At 62.7% G+C, this 20,802-nt stretch carries 18 protein-coding genes; 9 read left to right on the plus strand and 9 right to left on the minus strand.

The genetic code is table 11. From position 1 onward, the window contains the following. Positions 1–25 precede the first annotated feature (25 nt). The 9 genes from FCU66_RS11040 (at position 26) to FCU66_RS42525 (ending at position 12,182) form a co-directional block, all read left to right on the plus strand. Entirely contained in the window at positions 26–1,246 is a 1,221-nt protein-coding gene (locus FCU66_RS11040) for an AraC-like ligand-binding domain-containing protein (protein ID WP_246093856.1), read from the plus strand. Positions 1,247–1,453: 207 nt separating this feature from the next. Further along, positions 1,454–3,481, plus strand: coding sequence for a hydantoinase/oxoprolinase family protein (locus FCU66_RS11050; RefSeq protein ID WP_136619241.1), 2,028 nt, complete (start codon positions 1,454–1,456; stop codon positions 3,479–3,481). A 3-nt stretch (positions 3,482–3,484) separates the two neighbouring features. After that, the gene (locus FCU66_RS11055) at positions 3,485–5,452 is read left to right on the plus strand and encodes a hydantoinase B/oxoprolinase family protein (protein ID WP_136619242.1); all 1,968 of its coding nucleotides are present in this window, start codon (positions 3,485–3,487) and stop codon (positions 5,450–5,452) included. A 157-nt stretch (positions 5,453–5,609) separates the two neighbouring features. Beyond that, positions 5,610–6,461, plus strand: coding sequence for an FAD binding domain-containing protein (locus FCU66_RS11060; RefSeq protein WP_136619243.1), 852 nt, complete (start codon positions 5,610–5,612; stop codon positions 6,459–6,461). Next, complete coding sequence (locus tag FCU66_RS11065) at positions 6,458–6,955, plus strand: (2Fe-2S)-binding protein (RefSeq protein WP_136619244.1); 498 nt, start codon at positions 6,458–6,460, stop codon at positions 6,953–6,955. The genes FCU66_RS11060 and FCU66_RS11065 overlap by 4 nt, the downstream gene beginning before the upstream one ends. Then, positions 6,948–9,320: a xanthine dehydrogenase family protein molybdopterin-binding subunit gene (locus FCU66_RS11070; protein WP_136619245.1), complete on the plus strand. Its 2,373-nt coding sequence runs from the start codon at positions 6,948–6,950 to the stop codon at positions 9,318–9,320. The genes FCU66_RS11065 and FCU66_RS11070 overlap by 8 nt, the downstream gene beginning before the upstream one ends. Further along, positions 9,308–10,039 carry a LamB/YcsF family protein gene (locus FCU66_RS11075; protein WP_136619246.1) on the plus strand — a complete coding sequence of 244 codons (732 nt, stop codon included), beginning with the start codon at positions 9,308–9,310 and terminating at the stop codon, positions 10,037–10,039. Before FCU66_RS11070 ends, FCU66_RS11075 begins: the two co-directional genes overlap by 13 nt. Positions 10,040–10,134: 95 nt before the next feature. Beyond that, the gene (locus tag FCU66_RS11080) at positions 10,135–11,517 is read left to right on the plus strand and encodes an aspartate aminotransferase family protein (RefSeq protein WP_136619247.1); all 1,383 of its coding nucleotides are present in this window, start codon (positions 10,135–10,137) and stop codon (positions 11,515–11,517) included. Next, positions 11,514–12,182: a nuclear transport factor 2 family protein gene (locus tag FCU66_RS42525; RefSeq protein WP_136619248.1), complete on the plus strand. Its 669-nt coding sequence runs from the start codon at positions 11,514–11,516 to the stop codon at positions 12,180–12,182. Before FCU66_RS11080 ends, FCU66_RS42525 begins: the two co-directional genes overlap by 4 nt. Before the next feature lie 158 nt (positions 12,183–12,340). Here the strand turns inward: FCU66_RS42525 and FCU66_RS11090 are convergent, their stop codons facing one another. The 9 genes from FCU66_RS11090 to FCU66_RS11130 all read right to left on the minus strand — a co-directional run bounded on the left by FCU66_RS11090 (position 12,341) and on the right by FCU66_RS11130 (position 20,757). Then, a complete protein-coding gene (locus tag FCU66_RS11090) occupies positions 12,341–13,534 on the minus strand; it encodes an ABC transporter substrate-binding protein (protein WP_136619249.1) in 1,194 nt (397 codons plus the stop codon). Between the two features lie 42 nt (positions 13,535–13,576). Beyond that, entirely contained in the window at positions 13,577–14,668 is a 1,092-nt protein-coding gene (locus FCU66_RS11095; protein ID WP_136619250.1) for a branched-chain amino acid ABC transporter permease, read from the minus strand. A gap of 4 nt (positions 14,669–14,672) precedes the next feature. Beyond that, complete coding sequence (locus tag FCU66_RS11100; RefSeq protein WP_136619251.1) at positions 14,673–15,578, minus strand: branched-chain amino acid ABC transporter permease; 906 nt, start codon at positions 15,576–15,578, stop codon at positions 14,673–14,675. Position 15,579: 1 nt separating this feature from the next. Next, the gene (locus FCU66_RS11105; protein WP_136619252.1) at positions 15,580–16,314 is read right to left on the minus strand and encodes an ABC transporter ATP-binding protein; all 735 of its coding nucleotides are present in this window, start codon (positions 16,312–16,314) and stop codon (positions 15,580–15,582) included. Beyond that, entirely contained in the window at positions 16,311–17,063 is a 753-nt protein-coding gene (locus tag FCU66_RS11110) for an ABC transporter ATP-binding protein (RefSeq protein WP_136619253.1), read from the minus strand. Before FCU66_RS11110 ends, FCU66_RS11105 begins: the two co-directional genes overlap by 4 nt. 249 nt (positions 17,064–17,312) lie before the next feature. Next, on the minus strand, positions 17,313–18,284 hold the full coding sequence (locus FCU66_RS11115; protein ID WP_136619254.1) for a 5-oxoprolinase subunit C family protein: 972 nt from the start codon (positions 18,282–18,284) through the stop codon (positions 17,313–17,315). Continuing rightward, positions 18,274–19,149 carry a 5-oxoprolinase subunit B family protein gene (locus FCU66_RS11120; protein WP_136619416.1) on the minus strand — a complete coding sequence of 292 codons (876 nt, stop codon included), beginning with the start codon at positions 19,147–19,149 and terminating at the stop codon, positions 18,274–18,276. Before FCU66_RS11120 ends, FCU66_RS11115 begins: the two co-directional genes overlap by 11 nt. A 10-nt stretch (positions 19,150–19,159) precedes the next feature. Further along, positions 19,160–20,524, minus strand: a complete 1,365-nt coding sequence (locus FCU66_RS11125) for an acetyl-CoA carboxylase biotin carboxylase subunit (RefSeq protein WP_136619255.1) — start codon at positions 20,522–20,524, stop codon at positions 19,160–19,162. Then, on the minus strand, positions 20,524–20,757 hold the full coding sequence (locus FCU66_RS11130) for an acetyl-CoA carboxylase (protein WP_136619256.1): 234 nt from the start codon (positions 20,755–20,757) through the stop codon (positions 20,524–20,526). Before FCU66_RS11130 ends, FCU66_RS11125 begins: the two co-directional genes overlap by 1 nt. Positions 20,758–20,802: the final 45 nt, after the last annotated feature.

Raw genomic sequence — 20,802 nt, forward strand, 5'->3', positions numbered from 1 at the left:
AGCAACAGGCTAAAGCGCGTCGCGTTTGAACGGATTCAGGCGACGCGCTTTAGGTCTTTGTTTTTATGCATGTCGTTCTCCCAAAACCGAGGTCACTTTTGGGCGACATGCACTAAGGAAATCGAACCCCGTTCCGGCATGGGAAAGCGAGCCAACTGCCAACGACCACATAAGTTTATTCGTTTTTGACCAATACGCGCGGGCGGATTCCTGTAATCTTCAGAAAAACACCGGGCTAACCGGGGCCAACCAGAAAGGTCGGGGAATGAAATACGTCGTCGATTCGATCGGCGGTCCCGCAGGCGGTGATGCCTGGCAAGCCGCTGTTACCGAAGCCTATTTTCCGCTCGACACCGAGTATCGGAACCGTCGTGAATTTTCAGGCACGCTGGAAACCTTCTCTCTCGGGCTCGTCAGCGTGTCTAAAATGCACTGCGATGCCGTAAGCTATCGCCGCCATCGCCGCCACTTCCTCAACGAGCGTGACGCCAGCCTGCTCATCACCATCCCGGAGATGTCGGAGGTGAATTTCTCGCAAGGGTCGAGGACCGTCAATTGCGGTCCGGGGGGCTTCCTCGTTGAGAGGGGAGATGCGCCTTACGAATTCTGGCACGGCAAGCCAAACGCGCTGTGGGTCCTGAAGGTGCCGTCATCGAGCGTTCGGGCACGGATCGGATCCGCCGAACGGCTCAGTGCCCTCAGTTTCGACGCGACCCAAGGCATCGCCGCGCTCTTCCTCGACACGGTGCGAACCACGATCGGCCATCTCGATGAGATCACTGAAGTCGCTCGTGAGATGATGGGCAGGCACATCCTGGAAATGCTGTGCCTGTCGATCGTGAGCGACGATCGCGTGCTGGACAGCAGCATCTCGTCGATCCGGGCCGGCCATTTGCATCGCGCCGAGCAGTATATTCGCGACAACCTGAAGAATTCCGGCCTCGGCCCGCAGGCGGTTGCCGATGCCTGCGGTATCTCCCTGCGTTACCTGCAGGTTCTTTTTCAGGACAGCAACCAGTCGATCAACGGCTTCATCCGCGACGCCCGGCTTGAACTTTGCGCCGAGGAGCTGATGTCGGTGACCAACATCAGCAGCGTTGCCGAGATCGCTTACCGCTGGGGCTTCGCTGACCAGTCTCAGTTCTGCAAGCACTACCGGACGCGGTTCGGCTGCGCACCGACCGATACCCGTCGCGAAGCAGCGAACCGGGCAGGCCGCGCTTCGACCTCGAGAGAGCGGCACTAGTGCATGTCGCCCAAAAGTGGCCCCGGTTTTGGGAGAACGACATGCATAAAAACAAAGACCTAAAGCGCGTCGCCTGAATCCGTTCAAACGCGACGCGCTTTAGACCCGACGAAATCCGGGCCAATTCCACGATGTATTGCGACGTCACCCGGCAAGGGGGCGGCGAAAGCCGGGCCTTGCCCGCAAAGACCCTGCGAAGGAGCTGTCATGAGCCGAATAAGAGTTGCCGTCGACGTCGGAGGAACCTTCACCGACATCTGCATCATGGACGAAGACAGCGGCGCGATCCGCATCGAAAAGACAGCCTCCACGCCTGACGATCCCATGCAGGCCATCATGAATGGCGTGGAGCAGGGCCGCATCGATCTTTCCCAGGTGACGATGTTCTCTCACGGTACGACGGTCGCCACCAATGCGTTGATCACCCGCCGCCTGCCACGCACCGCAATGGTCTGCACCGAGGGTTTCCGCGACGTTGTCGAGATCCGTCGCGCCAACAAGGAAGACCTCTGGGACACCTACAAGGATGTCGCCAAGCCCTATATCCCGCGCCGCGATCGGCTGACCGTCCGGGAACGGGTCAGTGCCGAGGGCACGATCCTGGAAGCGCTGGACGAAGAGGCTGCGCGCCGCGTCGCGGACATTCTCAAGAAACGACAGGTCAAGTCCATCGCCGTCTGCTTCATGAACTCCTATGTCAACGGCGCCAACGAGCGCCGCATGCGTGAGATCCTGAAAGAGGCCATGCCGGATCTGCCGGTCTCGATTTCGTCGGAGGTCATGCCGGAAATCTTCGAGCACGAACGTTTTTCCACCACCATGGCAAACGCGGTCTGCGCGCCGGTCGTCGTCGACTACGTGTCGCGTCTCGGAGAAAAGCTTGCCGCCGCCGGATACAAGCGAGATCTCCTGTTGCTGCACAGCGGTGGCGGGGTCATGACACCCGCGAGCGTCAAGGATTTTTCAGCCCGGCTCGCAGGATCGGGCATCGCTGCCGGTGCGATTGCAAGCCGTTTCATCGGAAATCTCTGTGGCTTCCCGAACTCGATCGGCTTCGATATGGGCGGCACCAGCACCGACGTCTCGCTCGCATGGAACGGGGAGTCGCGCATCACGAAAGACTGGTACATCGAATTCGGATATCCGATCCGCTTCCCCTCCATCGAGGTGCTGACCATCGGTGCGGGTGGCGGGTCGTTGGCATGGCAGGACGAAGGCGGCAGCTTGCGCAACGGACCGCAGTCCGCCGGCGCCTTTCCAGGCCCGGCCTGCTACAAGAATGGCAACCGCACCGCCACCAACACCGATGCCAATGTCGTGCTCGGCCGTCTCGGCACCAGCCTTGCGGGCGGCAAGATTACGCTCGACCCCGCCTTGGCCGCCCAGGCGGTGCAGGAGACAGTGGCGGCACCCTTCGGCATGGAACTCCACCAGGCGGCCGAGGCGATCATCGCCGTCGCCAACGCCAATATGGGCAATGCCGTCCGGCTTCTCTCCATCAGCCGAGGCTATGACCCGCGCGACTTTGCACTCGTCGCATTCGGCGGTGCAGGCGCATTGCACGGAGCGGCCGTGGCGAAGGAACTTTCGATTCCAACCGTGATTGTGCCGCCCAATCCGGGCGTCACCTCCGCGCTCGGCTGCCTTCTCGTCGACGTGCAGCACGATTTCTCCGAAAGCTTCATGGCCGATGCTTCGACTGTCTCGCCTGCCGAGATGCAGACAGCCTTTGTTCAAATGGAAAAACAGGCCGTTGAGCGTCTGGCCCATGAGGGCGTGGCGCAGGAAGACATGGCGCTGCAGCGCACGGTCGAGATGATGTACCAGGGCCAGTGGCGCTCGCTTGCCGTGTCGGCGCCGGCGCAGATCGAGAGCATCTGCTCGCTGATCGAGGCGTTCCACAACGAGCACGAACGCGAGTTCAACTACCGCCGCGAAGAGGCGCCGGTGTCGATCTTCCGCATCGCAGTCAAGGCGATCGGCATCGTCCCGAAAGCCGAGATACCGCGGCACGAAGTCTCGCCGCATGAGCCACAGCCCGCCGGCCGCCGCAGTGTCTGGTTCGAGGGCGTATCTCATGATGCAGCCGTGTATGAGCGTGACCAATTCAGCGCCGGCGCTGCCTTCACCGGGCCTGCCATTGTCGAACAGTTCGATTCCACCACCGTGGTTCCGCCGGGAATGAGCGCGACCGTCGATGGCTTCCTGAACATCATCATCGTTACGAAAGGCTGAGACATGACAAAGCTGATTGAAACGAGCCCTGGCCTCGATCCGGTAACGTTCGAGGTGCTGAAGAACTCCTTCATCACCACCGTCGACCAGATGGCCGAACAGATGCTTCGCACCTGCTATTCCTTCGTCATCTACAACCGAGACTTTTCGAACGCCCTGCACGACGCCGATGGCAACTCCGTCGCCCAGGGCAACTACGACATCGCGGTCCATGTCGGCACACTTCACAACACGTGCAAGGAGGTGATCCGGGTCTTCGAAGGCGATATGGCACCCGGCGACGTCTACGCAATCAACGATCCCTATGCCGGCGGTACGCATTTCAGCGATGTTCGGCTCGTCCGGCCGATCTTCGACGAAGACAAACTGATCGGCTTCTCCCAGTCGAACGGACACTGGTCGGATCTCGGCGGCTCGGTGCCGGGTTCCTTCGACGTCACCGCCCGCGACATGTTCCGCGAAGGCTTGCGGATCACGCCGCTGCGCCTTTTCCAGCGCGGCCGCTTCTGCTCCGACGTCGCCAACATGATCGCAGCCAACACGCGCGATCCGGCGTCGATCATTGGCGACATCCATTCCCAGGCGCAGGCGACGCAGGCGGCCGAGCGCGAACTGTTGCGGCTGGTCAAGAAGTACGGGCGCGGCCAGGTCATGCGCGGTATGGAGGAGGTTCAGGACTACGTCGAGCGTGCCGTGCGAAAGCGTCTCGCGGAGCTGCCCGACGGCACTTGGGAGACGGTCGACTACATCGATCGGGATCTCGGTGCCGGCGAAGGCATGATCCCGATCCGCATCAAGATGACGATCAAGGGCGACACGATCCACTACGATTTTACGGGAAGCCATTCGACCATTGCCTCGATGTACAATTCCGCGCCTGGGGCAACCTTCTCGGCCGTGGTCGCCGGTATGAAGACCTTCTTCCCGGACCTTCCACTCAACAGCGGGTTTTACCGGATGATCGAGGTGACTGCGCCGAAGAACAGCGTTGTCAGCGCGGAATGGCCGGTGGCGGTGACCGGGTTCCTGATGCCGTTCGAAAAGATCATGAACGCGATCTTCGAGATGTGGTCGAAGATCATGCCCGAACGCGCTATCGCCTGCGCCTTCAACCTCGAATATCTGCTGGCCGGGGGACGGGACGCGCGCAAACCCGAAAAGCCGATCTTCATGTTCTACGAATGGCTGCCCGGCGGCTGGGGCGGGCGCAATGGCAAGGATGGTGCCGATGTCACCACTGCCTGCTTCGGAACGGGCTTGATGTCGCAACCGAACGAAGGCAACGAGCGGGTGAACCCGACTCGGACGATCGAGTTCCAGATCAAGCAGGATTCAGCCGGTCCCGGCAAATGGCGGGGCGGCGTCGGCGTGCAGAAGACCTCGTTGTTGCTTGAGGCCGAAAATGCCGTCATGTCCTATATTTGCGACCGCGAGCGCGCGGTCGTCTGGGGTGTCGAAGGAGGCCTGCCGTCGATGCCCCACGGCTTGACCATGAAGCGCGCCGGAGAAGAGACCGAGATCTGGCTCGGCTCCGTGTTCTCCGATTACTCCGTCCACACAGGCGACCAGTTCGCTCGTCCGACGGCCGGCGGCGGCGGTTTCGGCGATCCACTGGAGCGCGAGCCCCGCAAGGTGATGGAGGACGTGATCGACGACTACGTTTCTCTGGAGCGCGCCAAGACTGACTACGGCGTGGTGATCCGCGAAATCGACCGCGACCTGTGCCAGTACGAAATCGACGAGACGGCAACCGAAGCCTGCCGTGCCGACATCCGGGCGAAACGGAAGGATTGGGCACGTATGGATCCTGAGGAGGTCGCGCGCAAATACCGCTCCGGCGAGATCGATACGCTCGATGCGGTTCGGCACTATGCCGTAATCCTCGACTGGGAGACTGGCGAGCTCCTTCCCAAAACCACCGCCCAGTTCCGTGAGAGCTTTGAGAAGCGGACGGTCGCTCACTGGGCCTGAGCGCTAAAGAGCGCGCCGCAAATCTTGCGGGCGCTCGCATGGAGTTATCTGTTTTCTCGATACCATATTCAAAGAATTACTATTTCACAGGAGCCTAAAGCTGGAGCAACAATGCTGCAGTGCTGCGAAAGTTGGCTGCTTCCGAGGGGTATGACAGATGGCACCAAGCGTGGAACGATCGTTCACCGCAGCCAGCACACTTGAAGAGGCAATGGCCGCACGCCGGCAAGGTGCGGCGGTGCTTGCCGGCGGCACCTGGATGATGCGTGATCCACTGCGCGGGGTCGACCTTCCCGGGGCGGTGGTCGCACTCCACCGAATACCGGCCTTGTCCAAGGTCGATATCGAACCGGACCATGTCGTGATCGGCGCAGCCGTTACCCATGCAGTCCTTGGCCGCGCGTTGCACGGTGCAGCGGGCTTCGAAGGCCTGGTTGCCGCGGCGGAGGGTGCGGCCAATCCCGGCATCCGAAGGATCGCCACCGTGGGCGGCAACCTTTGTGCCCTCGACTTTGCCGCCGCCGATCTCGCCCCTGCGCTTCTCGTCTGTGAGGCGACAGTGGAGCTGGAGACGGTCGAAGGCCCAAAACTCCTCGGTATTTCGGATTTCCTCAAAGACAGGCATGCGCTGCTGACCGAAGCGATTGTGACGAGAATTCACGTGCGCCGCGATCTTGTCGCAAGTGCTCATATCCGCCTGCCGCTTCGGAAAGCCGGCGACTATCCGGTCGCCATCGTCTCCCTCGCGGTGGACAAGGACAAACGATGTCGCATTGCCGTCGGCTCGGTGGAGCCGGTAGCGCGGCGCTGGACGGCGCTCGAACAGGCCATGGCGGCCGGCCCGGCCTCCGCCCTCGATCCGGAGCGCACCGCCGAGCTTGCACTGGAGCACAATGATTTTCAGGGCCGCGACGGCAAGGAAGTGGAGGGTTGGTACCGGCGCCAGGTTCTTCCGCCGCTGGTCAAGCGCGGTGTTGCTGCACTTCTCAAGACCGAAGGCCTGGCATGACTGTGACATTCCAGCTGAATGGCGAGGACTGCCGCTTTCATGGCGATCCGATGACGCCGCTCGTCGACATCTTGCGGCAGGAACGATTCCTGACGGGGACCAAAGCCGTGTGCCGCGAAGGCTTTTGCGGCGCGTGCACGGTGCATGTCGACGACGAAGCGGTGCCGTCCTGCCTGAGGCCGGTTGGACTCGTCCAGGGATGCGCGGTGACGACCATCGAGGGATTGAGTTCCGGAAACCAGCCGCTGCATCCGCTCCAGGCCGCTTTCGAGGCGGCCGATGCCGTGCAATGCGGCATGTGTTTTCCGGGAATGGTCATGAGCCTTTCGGCTTTCGTGCGTGACAATCCGCATGCGAGCCGTCCCGAAATCAAAGCCGCGATGGTCGGCAACATATGCCGCTGCACGGGATATGAGCGGATCGTCGACGCCGTGGCCGACTGCCTCGACCAAGCGCGCAAGGCCGGCCAGTTGGTGGGAGGCATCCATGTCTGAGCTGTCCGCCACGGTGATGAATCTTCCGCGCCGCGATGCACAGGACAAGCTGCGCGGGCGGACGAAATACACCAACGACCGGATTCGCCCCGACATGTTGCATGCCGTGCTGCTGCGGTCGACCGTTCCGGCGGGGCGTATCCGCAAGCTCGATGTTTCGGCGGCACTTCGCTGTCCTGGTGTGCGCGCGGTGGCGACCGGCGCCGATGCGCCAGGACTCTACGGCATCGGCATTGCCGACCATCCGCTCCTGGCCATCGACACGATCCGCTATCACGGCGAGCCAATCGCCGTGATCGCCGCCGAGACGGAGAAGCAGGCGAGGGCGGCACTTGCCGCCATCGTGCTCGAGGTTGAGCCGCTGGCACCGGTGTTCACCATGGCCGAAGCGCTCCAGCCCGCCGCCCGTCTCGTCCACGAGGGCTGGCGCGGCTATGAGGTGATCACGGAAGGCGGTGCACGCGCCGGCAACATTGCATGGGAGGCAAAATCCAGTCGCGGCGATGTCGATGCTGCCTTCGCCCGTCCCGATATACGCATCGTCGAGAGCAGCTTCACCGTCGGCCGGCAGAGCCATGTACCCTTCGAACCGCGTGTTGCCATCGGCTCCTGGGAGGATGGCCGTGCTCACATCCAGACCTCGACGCAGGTGCCTTGGACGGTGCGCAACGTCACCGGAAGGGTCATGCAGCTTGCGCCCGGGCGTGTGCGGGTCACCGTACCCCCTGTCGGTGGCGGGTTCGGTCTGAAATTCGATGCGTCCATAGAGCCGATCACGGCACTTCTGGCGCGGATGACCGGGCGCACGGTGGTCCTGGAAAACACCCGCCAGGAAGAGATGGCAACCTGCCTCTGTCGCGAGAATGCGGAAATCCGCATTCGGTCCGCTGTCACCGCCGAAGGATACATTGCCGGGCGCGAGGCGGTCGTGCTGATGGACTGCGGTGCGTATGGCGGTGAGCAGGTCTTCCTGACGACGATGACGGCGCACACGCTGGGCGGCAATTACAGGGTTGGCGCAACGCGGCTCGTCAGCCGCGCCGTATACACCAACACACCGCCCAACGGCGCTTTCCGGGCTTGCAACGGCGTCTACAACACATTCGCGTTGGAGCGACATACCGACGAAATCTGCGATGCGCTGGGCTTCGACCCAATGGAGTTCCGGAAGAAAAATGTCCTTGGAGATGGCGATCTCGGTGCCACGGGCCAGGTTTTCGAGGCCGACGTGCTGGGTCCGATGCTCGATCGTATGGAGGCGTTGCGTGCCAGTACCGGCACATCGGAAGCGAAGGCCGACGGCAGGCTCTATGGAATTGCGACCACGGTCGGCACATGGTTCGTTTTCGTCGGACCCTCGGCGGCGACGGTGAATTTGAACGCTGACGGCAGCGCAACGCTGGTCACGTCGGGTGTGGAGATCGGGTCGGGCACGATGGTGCAATCCCTGCCGCAGATCGTGGCTGGGCAGCTCGGCCTCGCTCCCGACCAGGTGATCGTGCGCGAAGCCGACACAGATGCCGCCGGTCTCGATGTCGGCGTTGGCGGTGGGCGCACCACCGTGTCCATTGGTGCTGCGAGCATCGCCGCCTGTGCAGAGGTGCGGGAGAAGCTGCTGCGGACCGCCGGCGAGATGCTCCAGACCCGACCGGAAGACCTGGTGCTGCGGGAGGGGCGTGTCGAGATCACGGGACGTCCCGGTTCCGGCATGTCGATCCCCGCTGTCGTCGCCCATGCGCAGGCCACCACCGGCCCGATCACCGGAAGCGGAGCCTTTACCGCCAGGAACACTCCGGCCATGGCGGGCTGCGCGATGGGGCATTTCATCGATGCGCTCGACATTCCCGTCTTCGTCGTTCACGAGGCCGAGGTGGCGGTCGACCCCGACACCGGTCATGTCGAGGTGCTGGCCTATCGCGTGGTGCAGGATGTCGGCCGCGCGCTCAACCCGCGCGCGGTCATGGGCCAGATACAGGGCGGTGTGGTGCAGGGGCTGGGCTATGCGTTGCATGAGGAGGTGACGCTCACCGCCGACGGACGCATCGCGCAGGACGATTTCGAGACCTATCGCCTGCCGCTGGCGCAGGACGCGGTTCCGGTCGCCGCCGACCTCTACGAGGGCGCACCGTCGATGGGGCCTCTAGGCACCAAGGGCGCGGGCGAGGTCCCAATCCTGGCTGTGGGCGCGGCGATCGGCTGTGCGGTGGCGCGCGCCATCGGCAAGCCGGTGCGGCAGCTGCCGCTGACGCCGCCGCGCGTGCTTCGACTGCTGCACGAGCGCGAACCGCCGCCGGAATTCCCGCACATAGCCCCGGCTGGGCAGCAAACATTCTGGGCTGAGGCAAGCAAACCATGGTCACCCTGAATTGCGACATGGGGGAAAGTTACGGCAACTGGCGCTTCGGCGACGATGCCGGCATCATGCCTCATATCGATTGCGCCAACATCGCCTGCGGCTTCCACGCCTCCGATCCATGGACGATGCTGAAGACCGTGCGGCTCGCGCTTTCGCATGGCAAGCAGGTTGGCGCGCATCCCTCCCTTCCCGATCGCGAGGGGTTCGGCCGGCGCGAAATGAAACTTCAGCCGGAGGAACTGACAGCCGCCTTCCTCTACCAAATCGGTGCGCTGACAGGGATGCTGGCCGCCGAGGGCGGGCAGCTCAGCCATGTCAAGCCGCACGGCATCATTTACGGCATGGCCGCGAGCGACATAGACACTGCCCGGGCAATTGCCGCGGCGGTCAAGCCGTTCGGCGTCCCGCTCTTCGGCATGGCGGGAACCTGTCACGAGACGGCAGCAGCCGAACTCGGCGTTGCCTTCGTGGGCGAGTTCTTTCCCGATCTTGCCTACGCTCCCGGCGGCAGCCTGATCATCCCCCGCGTACAGTCGGCCATCGACCTGACGCTTGCCGAGCACCGCATGGTGGGGGCGCTCACCCGACGCGAACTCGTCACGACAGACGGCACGATCCGCCCGGCCGACTTCGACACCGTCTGCATCCACTCCGATCCGCCGAATGCGCGCGACGTCGCCGCGCTGATGCGGCGGATCATCGACACCCATTCCGACGGCCTTCCATGATTCATTTTCCCGAATCGTGAAAGCTCCACGCACGGGATCGAGGACTATCTCGAACTCACTGCCCGAACCATTTCCCCAAGCCGCTGAGGACTTCCATGGATGCGCTTTCCAACTCTCTCGCCGCCGCCGACATCGCGACCTCTATGCACCCCTACACAAACCTGCGTCAGCACGAAAAAACCGGGCCGCTGATCATCAGCCGCGGCGACGGCATCCGTGTGTATGACGAGCGCGGTAAGGAATACATCGAAGGGCTCGCCGGGCTCTGGTCGGTGGCCGTCGGCTTTTCGGAAAAGCGGTTGGCCGACGCTGCCTATCAGCAGATGCTGAAGCTGCCTTACTACCACACCTTCTCCTCCAAGGCGCATGAGCCGTCCATCCGGCTCGCGGAGAAACTCGTGGAGATGACGCCGGAAAACCTGACGCGTGTCTTCTTCACGTCATCGGGCTCGGAAGCCAACGACACCATCGTCAAGATGATGTGGTTCATGAACAACGCGCTCGGCCGGCCCAAAAAGAAGAAATTCCTGGCACGGACCAAGGGCTATCACGGCATCACCGTCGCCTCCGGCAGCCTGACGGGCCTACCGATCAACCATCGCGACTTCGATCTGCCGGCGATTCCCGTTCGCCACCTGACCTGCCCGCACTTCTATCGTTTCGGCATGGAAGGCGAAGACGAAGCCGCCTTCACGGCGCGTCTGCTCGCCGAGCTGGAAGCGGTGATCGCAGAAGAAGGGGCTGACACCATCGCAGCCTTCATAGGAGAGCCGCTCATGGCAGCTGGCGGCGTTCTGCCACCGCCGGTCGGGTACTGGGAAGGCGTTGAGAAAATCTGCCGGGCAAATGATATCATTCTGATAGCAGATGAGGTGATCTGTGGTTTCGGGCGGCTCGGCACGCCCTTTGGCTGTCAGAAATTCAGCTTCACGCCTGATATCATGACGCTTTCCAAGCAGATCACCTCCTCCTACATGCCGCTGGCCGCGGTGGTGTTCTCGGAGGCGATCTATCAGGCGATCGCCGACAACACCGCAACGATCGGCAATTTCGGCCACGGCTTCACGGCGTCGGGTCATCCGGTCGCCACGGCAGTAGGCCTCGAAAACCTCGCTATCTTCGAGGAGCGGGACCTGATCGGAAACGCGGCCCGCCTTGAGACGTCGTTCCAGGCCGGCATCCGCTCATTCGCCGATCATCCGCTTGTCGGCGAAGCGCGGGGCACCGGCCTCATCGGCGCCGTTGAGCTGGTGGCAGACAAGGCGACGAAACGCCCCTTCGCCAAGGTTGGGCGCGCAGGGGCTATCGCAGGAGGGATCGGCCACGAGGAAGGCCTCATCTTCCGCGCCATCGGCGACCAACTCGCGCTCTGTCCGCCGATGATCTCGACAGAAGACGATGTGAAGGAAATCATGACGCGCATGGGCCGGACGCTTGAGCGCCTGACCGGTGCGGTCGCCAAGGAGGGACTTGAATGACCCGCATGAAAGCCGAACCGGTCGTCCATATCGACGACGAACGCTTCCGGGTCACCGAATGGCGCTTTGCCACCGGGGCCGAGACCGGCTGGCACATCCATGGTCATGACTACGTCATCGTTCCGCTTACGGACGGCAAGCTCGGTCTCGAAGGCCCGGACGGCGCGCAATCACAAGCTGCTCTCACCCAAGGGGTGCCCTATTCGCGGCGGACAGGCGTGGCTCACAACGTCATCAATGCCGGCGATGCGCCGCTCGCCTTCCTGGAGGTCGAGGTCGTTGAGGCCGGCGACCTCACGGCCAGGCGGCTCGCCGTGCTCGACCGGTTCCTCGCGGCCTGGAACGCCCGCGACGTGGGCGCGCTGATGGACTGCATGGCGGAGAATTGCGCTTTCCACGGCTCGGCCGGCCCCGATGCCGAAGGGCGCAAGCATATGGGGCGTGACGCCGTGCGCGCCGCCTATGCAGCGCTGTTCGATGCCTTCCCGAAAGCCGTGTGGACCAGGGGACGGCACGTCGTGACGGGCGACACCGGACTTTCATCATGGCGCTTCGTCGGCACCACGGCAGCGGGGCAGCAAATCGAAGTCGACGGCTGCGATATCTTCGCTTTCTCGGGGGAGCTCATAGCGCTCAAGGATTCCTACCGCAAAGCGCGAGGGTAGCGAAAATCTGAATTCATCGGGCGACAAGGGCGGTCCAAGCGGGCCGCCCTTATTTTTTGTCCAAAGGCAAGATCCTCAAAGGACGAGAGGCCCCGGTCGTCCCAAAGGGACAGGGTCTTTCGCATATGAAGGGCCGGGCTTATCCGGCCCATCTTCTCCTACTTGAGCAAGGCTGCCATCGGCACCGGCTCGGAAATCGTCCAGTTGCCTACAACACCCGGCTTGCCGGCCTTGGTCTCGACGATCAGGTACCGCGTCTGGTTCTGGTGATGCAGTTCCGGCGTGAAGGTGCGAGGCCCGAACAGCGTCGGCTCATTCTTCATCTTTTCCAATTCCGCGACGACCGCGTCGGCATCGGTCGTGCCCGCACGCTCCACCGCCTTGGCCCAGACGTCGACCATGACGTAGCCCGGAAAGACATACTGGCTCGAGGGATCGGCGCCTGTCTTCGCCTTGTACGTGGCATTGAACTTCAGCACGTCCGGATTGGGATCGTCGCCATAGATCGATCCCTGAACGGGGACGTAGAAGTTCGTCAGATCGGGCACAGCCGAGAGCCAATAGCTACCGTCGACGCCCGAGCCATTCAGGATCATGGAGTTGATGCCCGCGGCACGAATCTGCTTGATGGCCGAGACAGCGCCCGGCATCATCGTGCAAAGCATGATCGCATCCGGCTCCTTCGGCAGAGACTTGATGCGGGTGATCTGTGCGGCGATGGAGGCGTCCTCGTTCTTGAAGGTGTCTTCACCGACAAGCTTCGCGCCCTGGGCTTCGAGCTTCGGCATCATCCAGTCGAAGCCGTCGCAGATGCCCTTGTTGTAGGCCGTCCAGGTATCGAGCAGACGGTAGAAGTCCTTTGCGCCCTTGTCCTTGAATGCCCACTCGGCCATGGTCGCTCCTTGCACGGCCGCCAGCACCGACGCAGAGAAGCTGTGCGGGCCGACGCCCTGGATACCGGCCTTGACCGATTCCGCGCACAGGAAGAAGGAGATATGGCCTGCGTCCTCGGCCGCGAGCGCAGCCGGCGATCCAAAGTCATAGTCGCAGGAGACGACCACGAGATCCGCGCCCTGGTCGAGCACGGAGAGGCCCGCTTTGGCGCCTTCGGCCCGGTCGGACTTGGTGTCGGCCTTGACAACCTTGATCTGCTTTCCAAGCAGACCGCCAGCCGCATTGATCTCGTCGATGCGGATCAAGGCCGCCTCCTGGGCAGGTTTGTCATAGGCTTCCATGAAGCCCGACTCCGCAGTGGCGAAGCCGATGACGATAGTTTTGTCATCGGCCAGGGCCGGGTATGCGATGGAAATCGAGGCCAGAGCGGTTGCGACAATTCTCATTTTGTAAGTCATGCACGTCTCCTTTTTTGTTTTCCGGTCGGCTTGTGCCGTCGGTCACTTGTTGCGACTGCTGCGGGGTAAGGTGAGCTCGCGGTTGCCCATGAGTCCGGATGGGCGAAGCGCGAGGATCACGATCATGATGACGCCGAGGGCTATTTCCTGAACCCCTTTCGGGAGGGCGAAAGTGGACCCGCCGAGCGATACGCCTGCCTCCAGCCAGCGCAGCGCCTGGATGAGGGCGGAGAGTAGGACGACACCCACCACCCCCCCCGACAGGCTGCCCATGCCGCCGACGACGAGCATGGAAAGGGTGATGAAGGTGAGACCGAGATAGAAGGTGTCGGGAGTGACCACGCCGATGGAATGAGCCATGAGCGCACCGCCCAGCCCCATCACCGCGCCTGATACGACGAACGCCACCAGTCTTTCCCTGGGAATATCGATACCGGAAGCGGCGGCCGCGGTGGGCTCGTCGCGGGCAGCACGAAGGGCCAGGCCGGACCGGGAGATCGCGTGCGCCCAGGCGATGAAGATTGCGGCCACGGCGCCGATGAGATACGGCCAGATCACGCGCACGATCGGAATGCCGACGACCGATGAGGTCGCTCCGGTCACGCTCTCCCAGTTGGAATAGATTGTGTTGATCATGGCGAGCATCGCGAAGGTCGCGATCGATGCTGCGATGCCCGATAGCCGCATCAGCACCCGCCCGAAAATGAGAGCGGCGAGGGCGGCGAACAACGCCGCCAGCACAGCCGATTGCCAGTACGGCAAACGGGTCTCCAGCAGCCATTCGGGCAGTCCCGGCAGCGAACCGCGTTTCATCATCGGATTGATGGTGAGCCACGCGGCCGCGTAGGCGCCAAGGCAGGTGAAGCCGATATGCCCGAAGCTGAGAACGCCCGAATTTCCGATAAAGATATATAGCCCTACTACGAGGATGACGCGGACGAACACGTCGATCACCGTCTGGTTGAAGGGCCGCGATCCGGTCATCACCGTGATCAGCGCGATGGCCAGCAGCAGCAGCGAAAGCAGGATCGGCGTCAGGATTGTGCGGCGGGCGAGCGCGAAGCGGGCGGGCTTTCGCTCGGCAACCGCGGCACCGGGAGCGGTAGAGTTGGCAAGGGAGGCGGCGACACCCATGAAATCAAACCCTTTCCTTGGTGCCGCGCGCGGCAATAAGCCCTTGCGGGCGGAAGAGGAGAACGAGGATGACTGCTCCATAGACAAAGGCATCGCGGAATGGCCGGGCGTCGATGGGCAGCATGACCTGCATGATCACCGAGGCGGCACCCAGCAGGAAGCCGGCGAGCACTGCCCCCCCGAGGCTGCCGAGGCCGCCAATGACGGTGGCGATGAAGGCCATCAACATGATCGAGGCGCCCATCTGGATGTCCAGCGTGCCTGTCTGGATGCCAAAGATCAGCGCAATGGCGGCGGCCAACGCGCCGGAGAGGGCGAACGCGCCCATGATGACCCGGTTTGCACGCACACCCAGCATGCGAGCCATCGAAAAGTTCTCGGCCGCCGCCCGCATCTCCAGGCCGAAGCGGGTTTGACGCAGGAACAGCGTCAGGCCGATCAGGATGACCATCGTGGCGACGATCGTTATGAGTTGGAGGAGGGGAAGCCTGGCACCAAGGATCTCCACCGGTTGGGATAGTTCGGGCAGCAGCGAGATCGATTTCGGCCGACTGGAGAAAAGCATGAGCAGGAAGTAGCGAATTACGAAACCGAGCGCGAAGGAGGCGATCATCATCGTTGCCGGATTGGCCTTGCGGAACCGCCTGAAGACGACGATTTCGCACAGCACCGACAGCCCGGCCCCGCAGAGGAGCACGAAGGGCACCAGCAGGTACCACGGCAATTGGCCAGCGAAGACGATGGCCATGGCGTCTGTTGACGGCCACAGCAGCGCGAAGACGCAGAAGGCGATGACGTCGCCATGCGCGAAGTTCACGAGCCGCATGACGCCGAAGATGAGGGCAATGCCAAGCGCCCCGAGCGCGTAGAGCGAACCAAGCGAGAGTGCGTCAAACAGGATCTGGAGCATCTCAGTGGTCCTCGTAACCGAAATAGGCAGCCTGGATCGCCTCACCGTTGCCGAGCGTCCGGGCGTCGCCGTCGAGCACGATCTGTCCGCCACGCATCAGGATCATCCGCCCGCCCACCATCATCGCCCAGGCCGAGCTCTGCTCCACGATCAGGAGCGTGAGCTGGCGCTGCGCACGCAGCGCGATCAGCCGCTCGTAGACCTGGTCGTTGATGTTGGGGGCGAGGCCCAGCGAAGGCTCGTCGATGGCTACAAGCCGCGGATTGGTCATCAGCGCGCGTCCGATGACCAGCATTTGCTGCTGCCCGCCGGACAGCAATCCCGCTTGCCCGTGCCGCCTCTCTTTCAGCATCGGGAAGGTTGCGTAGACGGCTTCGAGTTCACTGGCCGCTCGGCTGCGCCAGCCGCGGTCGCGGGCATGCATGCCAGTGCCGACCAGAAGGTTCTCTTCGGTCGTCAGCGACCCGAAGACATCGCGCCCCTCCGGCACCATGGAGAATCCGAGCCGGGCGATGTTCTCCGGCGCCTGGCCGGTGATCTCATGGCCGGCAAAGTCGATCCGGCCGCTCGCCACCGGCGTCACACCGGCGATCGCGCGCAGCAGCGAAGACTTCCCGGCACCGTTCGGGCCGGTGATGAACAGTATTTCTCCTTCGTCCATGGAGAAGGAGACGTCGCGGACCGCCGTGAGACGGCTATAGCGGATGGTGATATCGGAAAGGGCGACCAGGCTCATTCCATCACCTCCAGCACAGGCAGGTCGGTGTTCGCCGCCGTTCCCATATAGGCGTGGCGCACCTTCTCGCTGTCGCGGATCGCCGCGGGCGGGCCTTCTTCGATGATCGCTCCGGAATCGAGCACGACGATATGCTCGCAAAGGCCGAGCACCAGCCCGACATTGTGCTCGATGAGCAGGACACCACAGCCGAGATCGCCGGCGATGTGTCTTATCAGGGCCGAAAGCTCCCGCGCCTCCGGCGCGCTCATGCCAGCCGCGGGCTCGTCGAGCAGGATGTACGCGGGCCGTCCCATCAGGGCACGGCCAATGGCGACACGGCGCTCATCCGTATAAGGCAAGGTTCCGGCGATGCGTGAGCCCAACGCGCCGATGCCTATCCAGTCGAGCATCGCTTCCGCTTCGGCGATGGCAGCGCGCCGGCTCATTCCCAGGCCAACGCCGGTTACCTCCAAATTGTCCAGCACAGGCAGGTCGCGGAAGAGCCGCCCACCCTGGAAAGTGCGGGCGATGCCGCGCCGCCGGACCTGATGCGGCTTGAGACCCGTGAGTGCTGCCCCGTCGAGCTTGATGGTGCCTTCCGTCGGAGCCTGGAAGCCCGTCAGCACGTTGACGAGCGTGGTCTTGCCAGCGCCATTCGGGCCGATGAGGCCACTGATACGGCCAGGCGTAATTTGGAGGTCTACCGATGACAGGGCCTTTAGCCCCGCAAACGACACCGAGACGTTCTCCGCGCTCAGATGACTCATGTCCCTTTCCTTCTTTTTACCGACGGAAAGGCGCGAAGCATCCGGCCTTGCGGCCAGTCACGTTGCAAATGTCTTCCCCTGTCGGTTCCGGCGGTCTCTAGCGGACTGCTCGGATGCCAAATTCACGCCGTTGCCCGGCGACGTCTTGTCGTTTCGCGCACCGGATTTTGTCTTCCGCCACGCGTGGTCGGTTTTGGCCGACCGATCTCCTCACCTCCGGCTCCTCCGCCGGCATTTTCCCGGCTGACGTCAGCCGGCCAGATGCCCTTCAGCACGCGCCAGCGCGGCGCGCTGTTCGGCTCGAGCGGCAAGCGCGCCTTCCAGCGTCACCGAAACGAAGCGCGCCGGGGTGTGCGGCTGGAGCTGGGCGATCAGGTCCATGTCGGCCGATATCACCACCCCCAGCATCATGTAGCCGCCCCCCGAAACCGCGTCCCGGTGAAGAACGATCGGCTCTGTGCCACTCGGCACCTGGACGGATCCATAAGGATAGCAGGCATCGACGATGTTCGAGGGGTCGGAGCCTGCGCCGAAAGGCTGCTCGCGCCCAACGAACTCCAGCGGCGTTCCGCCACGGAAGCGATAGCCGATGCGGTCAGCTTCGGGCGCGACCTTCCAGGTTTCCTCAAAGAACCGATTGCCGGCAGCTTCAGTGATCCGATGCCAGTACATGCCGGGAAGCATTCTGAGCTCCGCCGGACTATTCCACGCACGGCGCAGATTTGCAGGCAGCGAAAGACCGGCTTTGCCGGAACCTTCGCCGACGGGAAGCTCATCACCCGCCTTCAGCGTGCGGCCCTGATGGCCGCCAAGTGCGCCCAGAATGTAAGTCGAGCGCGAACCGAGAACCACCGGTACGTCGATGCCGCCGGAGACGGCCAGATAAGCGCGCGCGCCACCCTTGAGGAAGCCAAAGGAAAGCCGGTCACCCGCCTTCACCGGAAAACTTTCCCAGGTCGGTCGTTCCTCGCCATTAAGTTTGGGTGGCAGCTCTCCACCCGTGACGGCGACGACCGCGGATTGGGTGAATTCGAGTTCGGGGCCCATGAAGGTGGCTTCGAGCACCGCGGCACCCGGATCGTTGCCGACAAGCAGGTTTGCGATGCGTGTGGCAAAGCGGTCCATCCCGCCGCCTTCTGGAATGCCGACATGATAGTGGCCTGGTCGGCCAAGGTCCTGCACGGAAGTGGAGAGGCCGGGAGAGATTACCTTAACGGCCATCGATAAGCTCCATCAGCTTTGCATTGGTGCCGTAGATATCGCCGTTGAAGTCTGTCAGGCTGAAGGTGCACTCGCGAACCGTCGGCTGCCACCGATTGGCTTCGATTTCCTCCAGCGTGGCGTCGTAATCATCGCGGCCAATGGCCTTGAACTTGACGATGTCGCCTGGCTTGAACAGGCACATATCATCGGAGAGGTAGCGCACCTTCCTGGTAGGGTCGTAGATCGGGGCCGGGGTTATGCCATACATCTGGTAGCCGCCAGCGCCGCGCACCGAATAGATCGCTGCAAAGCAGCCGCCGTGGCCGATGGTGAGCTTGGGAGTGTCGGTGCGTGGACGCAAATATTTCGGCGCCTGAATCTGTTTCTTGCGCTCAACCATCTGGTACAGAAAGGGCAGTCCGGCGACGAAGCCGACCATGGATACGAACCAGGGCTGGCCGGAATAGGCCGCGATAAACTCTTCTACCGTGGCGTAGCCGTTGATGCGTGCCGAATATTCAAGATCGGTGGAGGAGGGGTCCTGATGGCGCTCGCGGAAGCGCAAGCAGGTTTCACGCGTCCATGGATCCTGGAAATAAACCGGCAGCTCGATGATCCGGGTCTTCAAAACCGGGTCTGCCTTTGAGGCCGCCTCTTCCATCGACTTCAGTTCGCTGAGCAAATCCTGCGGCTTGACGATATCCGGGTTGAAGCGAATCTGGAAGCTGGCGTTGGCTGGGCATATCTCGGTGACGCCTCGGATGCCTGCCGTACGCACCGCGTTGGTCATCGAAAGGCCGGTAAAGAAGGAGGTGAGCGACATTTCCTCGGACACCTCACCGAAGATATGTTCGTCACCGCCGAAGTTGAATCGTATCGACATCGGTCCTCCTTTAGCCCGCCAAAGCTGCGGCGTTTTCGATGAGCCAGCCTTCCAGCCAGCGGGTATGCACGTCTCCCGTCCGCACCGCAGGATCTGCGGCGAGCGCAAGAAACAGCGGCTTGGTGGTCTTGAGCCCGCCGATCCTCAGCTCGTTAAGCGCGCGGATCAGGCGGACTATCGCCGCCTCGCGCGTCTCTGCATGCACGATCAGCTTGGCAAGCAGCGAGTCATAAAAGGGCGGCACCTGATAGCCTTGGTAGAGCATGGAATCGAAGCGTACGCCCGGACCGCCGGGAATGCGGAGCTCGGCCACCTGCCCGGGGAATGGAGCGAACTCCTTCGCCGGGTCTTCGGCATTGAGACGTACTTCGATCGCATGCCCCTTGACGGAGACATCGCCCTGCCGAATCCGCAGCTTCTCGCCGCCGGCGATGCGAAGCATCTCTGCAACGAGGTCGATGCCGGTGATCGCCTCGGTGACCGGGTGCTCAACCTGAATGCGGGTGTTCATCTCGATGAAGTAAAAGCGGTCTGCTTCATCGTCATAAAGATACTCTACCGTGCCGGCACCAGAGTATTTGACTGCCTTGGCCAAAGCGACCGCCGAAGCGCAGAGCTCCTCGCGCAACCCGTCGGAAAGTGCGCGCGACGGCGCCTCCTCCCAAACCTTCTGACGTCGCCGCTGTAGCGAGCACTCCCGCTCGTAGCAGTGGATGGCGTCGCTTCCGTCTGCCAGTACCTGCACCTCGATATGGCGGGCCTTGCCGATCACCTTTTCCATGTAGAGACCTCCGTCGCCAAAGGCGGCGAGAGCTTCTGCTTCGGCCTGAGGAAAGGCCTGTTCGAATTCGGCGAGCGAGTTCGCAATGCGAATGCCCCGCCCACCGCCGCCCGCCGCAGCCTTGATCATCACTGGAAAACCGGTTTCGGCCAGCACCTCGCGGCCAGCCTCGAGGCCCTCGACCCGGCCAGCCGAGCCTGGCACCACAGGGACACCCGCTGCGGCAGCGGCCGATCGCGCCGAGACCTTGTCTCCCATGATCCGGATCGCAACTCCCGACGGGCCGACGAAGACCAATCCAGCGCCTGTGACCGCGTCCGAAAAAGCGGCATTCTCGGCAAGGAAACCATAGCCAGGGTGAACGCTGTCGCAGCCGGTGTCGCGGGCAGCCTTCAGAATTGCTTCGATGTTGAGATAGGACTTCTTTGATGCCGGCGGGCCGATGTTGACCGCTTCGTCCGCAAGCTGGACGTGGAGCGACCCACCGTCTGCGGCTGAGTACACGGCCACGGTGGCGATGCCCAGATCTTGTGCGGCCCGGATGATCCTGACCGCTATCTCGCCCCGGTTGGCAACCAGAAGCTTTTTCAGCATCAGTCGAGATCCGCAAGAGGTGCGCCGGCCATGATGGGTTCCTCATTGTCGGCAATGAAGCGGATGTTCGTACCGGCCGTCTCGGCTCTCACTTCGTGGAACGACTTCATCACTTCGATGAGGCCGATTACGTCTCCGGCGGACACTGCGTCGCCATCCGCCTTGTAGGGCGGCTGGTCTGGCGAAGCGCTCCGATAAAAAGTGCCGGGAAGAGGCGAAAGAATCTGGGCCATAAAGGAGCTCCGGAAAACTGCAGACACTAATTTGGAACCGCCCGC

The organism is Mesorhizobium norvegicum (assembly GCF_004919685.1).
Taxonomy (GTDB): Bacteria; Pseudomonadota; Alphaproteobacteria; order Rhizobiales; family Rhizobiaceae; genus Mesorhizobium; species Mesorhizobium norvegicum.

Coding starts and splice junctions, on each gene's coding strand:
- FCU66_RS11065 (WP_136619244.1), top strand. CDS start 6,458: ATGACTGTGACATTCCAGCTGAATGGCGAGGACTGCCGCTTTCATGGC.
- FCU66_RS11105 (WP_136619252.1), bottom strand. CDS start 16,314: ATGAGCCTGGTCGCCCTTTCCGATATCACCATCCGCTATAGCCGTCTC.
- FCU66_RS42525 (WP_136619248.1), top strand. CDS start 11,514: ATGACCCGCATGAAAGCCGAACCGGTCGTCCATATCGACGACGAACGC.
- FCU66_RS11050 (WP_136619241.1), top strand. CDS start 1,454: ATGAGCCGAATAAGAGTTGCCGTCGACGTCGGAGGAACCTTCACCGAC.
- FCU66_RS11095 (WP_136619250.1), bottom strand. CDS start 14,668: ATGGGTGTCGCCGCCTCCCTTGCCAACTCTACCGCTCCCGGTGCCGCG.
- FCU66_RS11115 (WP_136619254.1), bottom strand. CDS start 18,284: ATGGCCGTTAAGGTAATCTCTCCCGGCCTCTCCACTTCCGTGCAGGAC.
- FCU66_RS11110 (WP_136619253.1), bottom strand. CDS start 17,063: ATGAGTCATCTGAGCGCGGAGAACGTCTCGGTGTCGTTTGCGGGGCTA.
- FCU66_RS11100 (WP_136619251.1), bottom strand. CDS start 15,578: ATGCTCCAGATCCTGTTTGACGCACTCTCGCTTGGTTCGCTCTACGCG.
- FCU66_RS11075 (WP_136619246.1), top strand. CDS start 9,308: ATGGTCACCCTGAATTGCGACATGGGGGAAAGTTACGGCAACTGGCGC.
- FCU66_RS11060 (WP_136619243.1), top strand. CDS start 5,610: ATGGCACCAAGCGTGGAACGATCGTTCACCGCAGCCAGCACACTTGAA.
- FCU66_RS11080 (WP_136619247.1), top strand. CDS start 10,135: ATGGATGCGCTTTCCAACTCTCTCGCCGCCGCCGACATCGCGACCTCT.
- FCU66_RS11070 (WP_136619245.1), top strand. CDS start 6,948: ATGTCTGAGCTGTCCGCCACGGTGATGAATCTTCCGCGCCGCGATGCA.
- FCU66_RS11120 (WP_136619416.1), bottom strand. CDS start 19,149: ATGTCGATACGATTCAACTTCGGCGGTGACGAACATATCTTCGGTGAG.
- FCU66_RS11125 (WP_136619255.1), bottom strand. CDS start 20,524: ATGCTGAAAAAGCTTCTGGTTGCCAACCGGGGCGAGATAGCGGTCAGG.
- FCU66_RS11090 (WP_136619249.1), bottom strand. CDS start 13,534: ATGACTTACAAAATGAGAATTGTCGCAACCGCTCTGGCCTCGATTTCC.
- FCU66_RS11130 (WP_136619256.1), bottom strand. CDS start 20,757: ATGGCCCAGATTCTTTCGCCTCTTCCCGGCACTTTTTATCGGAGCGCT.
- FCU66_RS11055 (WP_136619242.1), top strand. CDS start 3,485: ATGACAAAGCTGATTGAAACGAGCCCTGGCCTCGATCCGGTAACGTTC.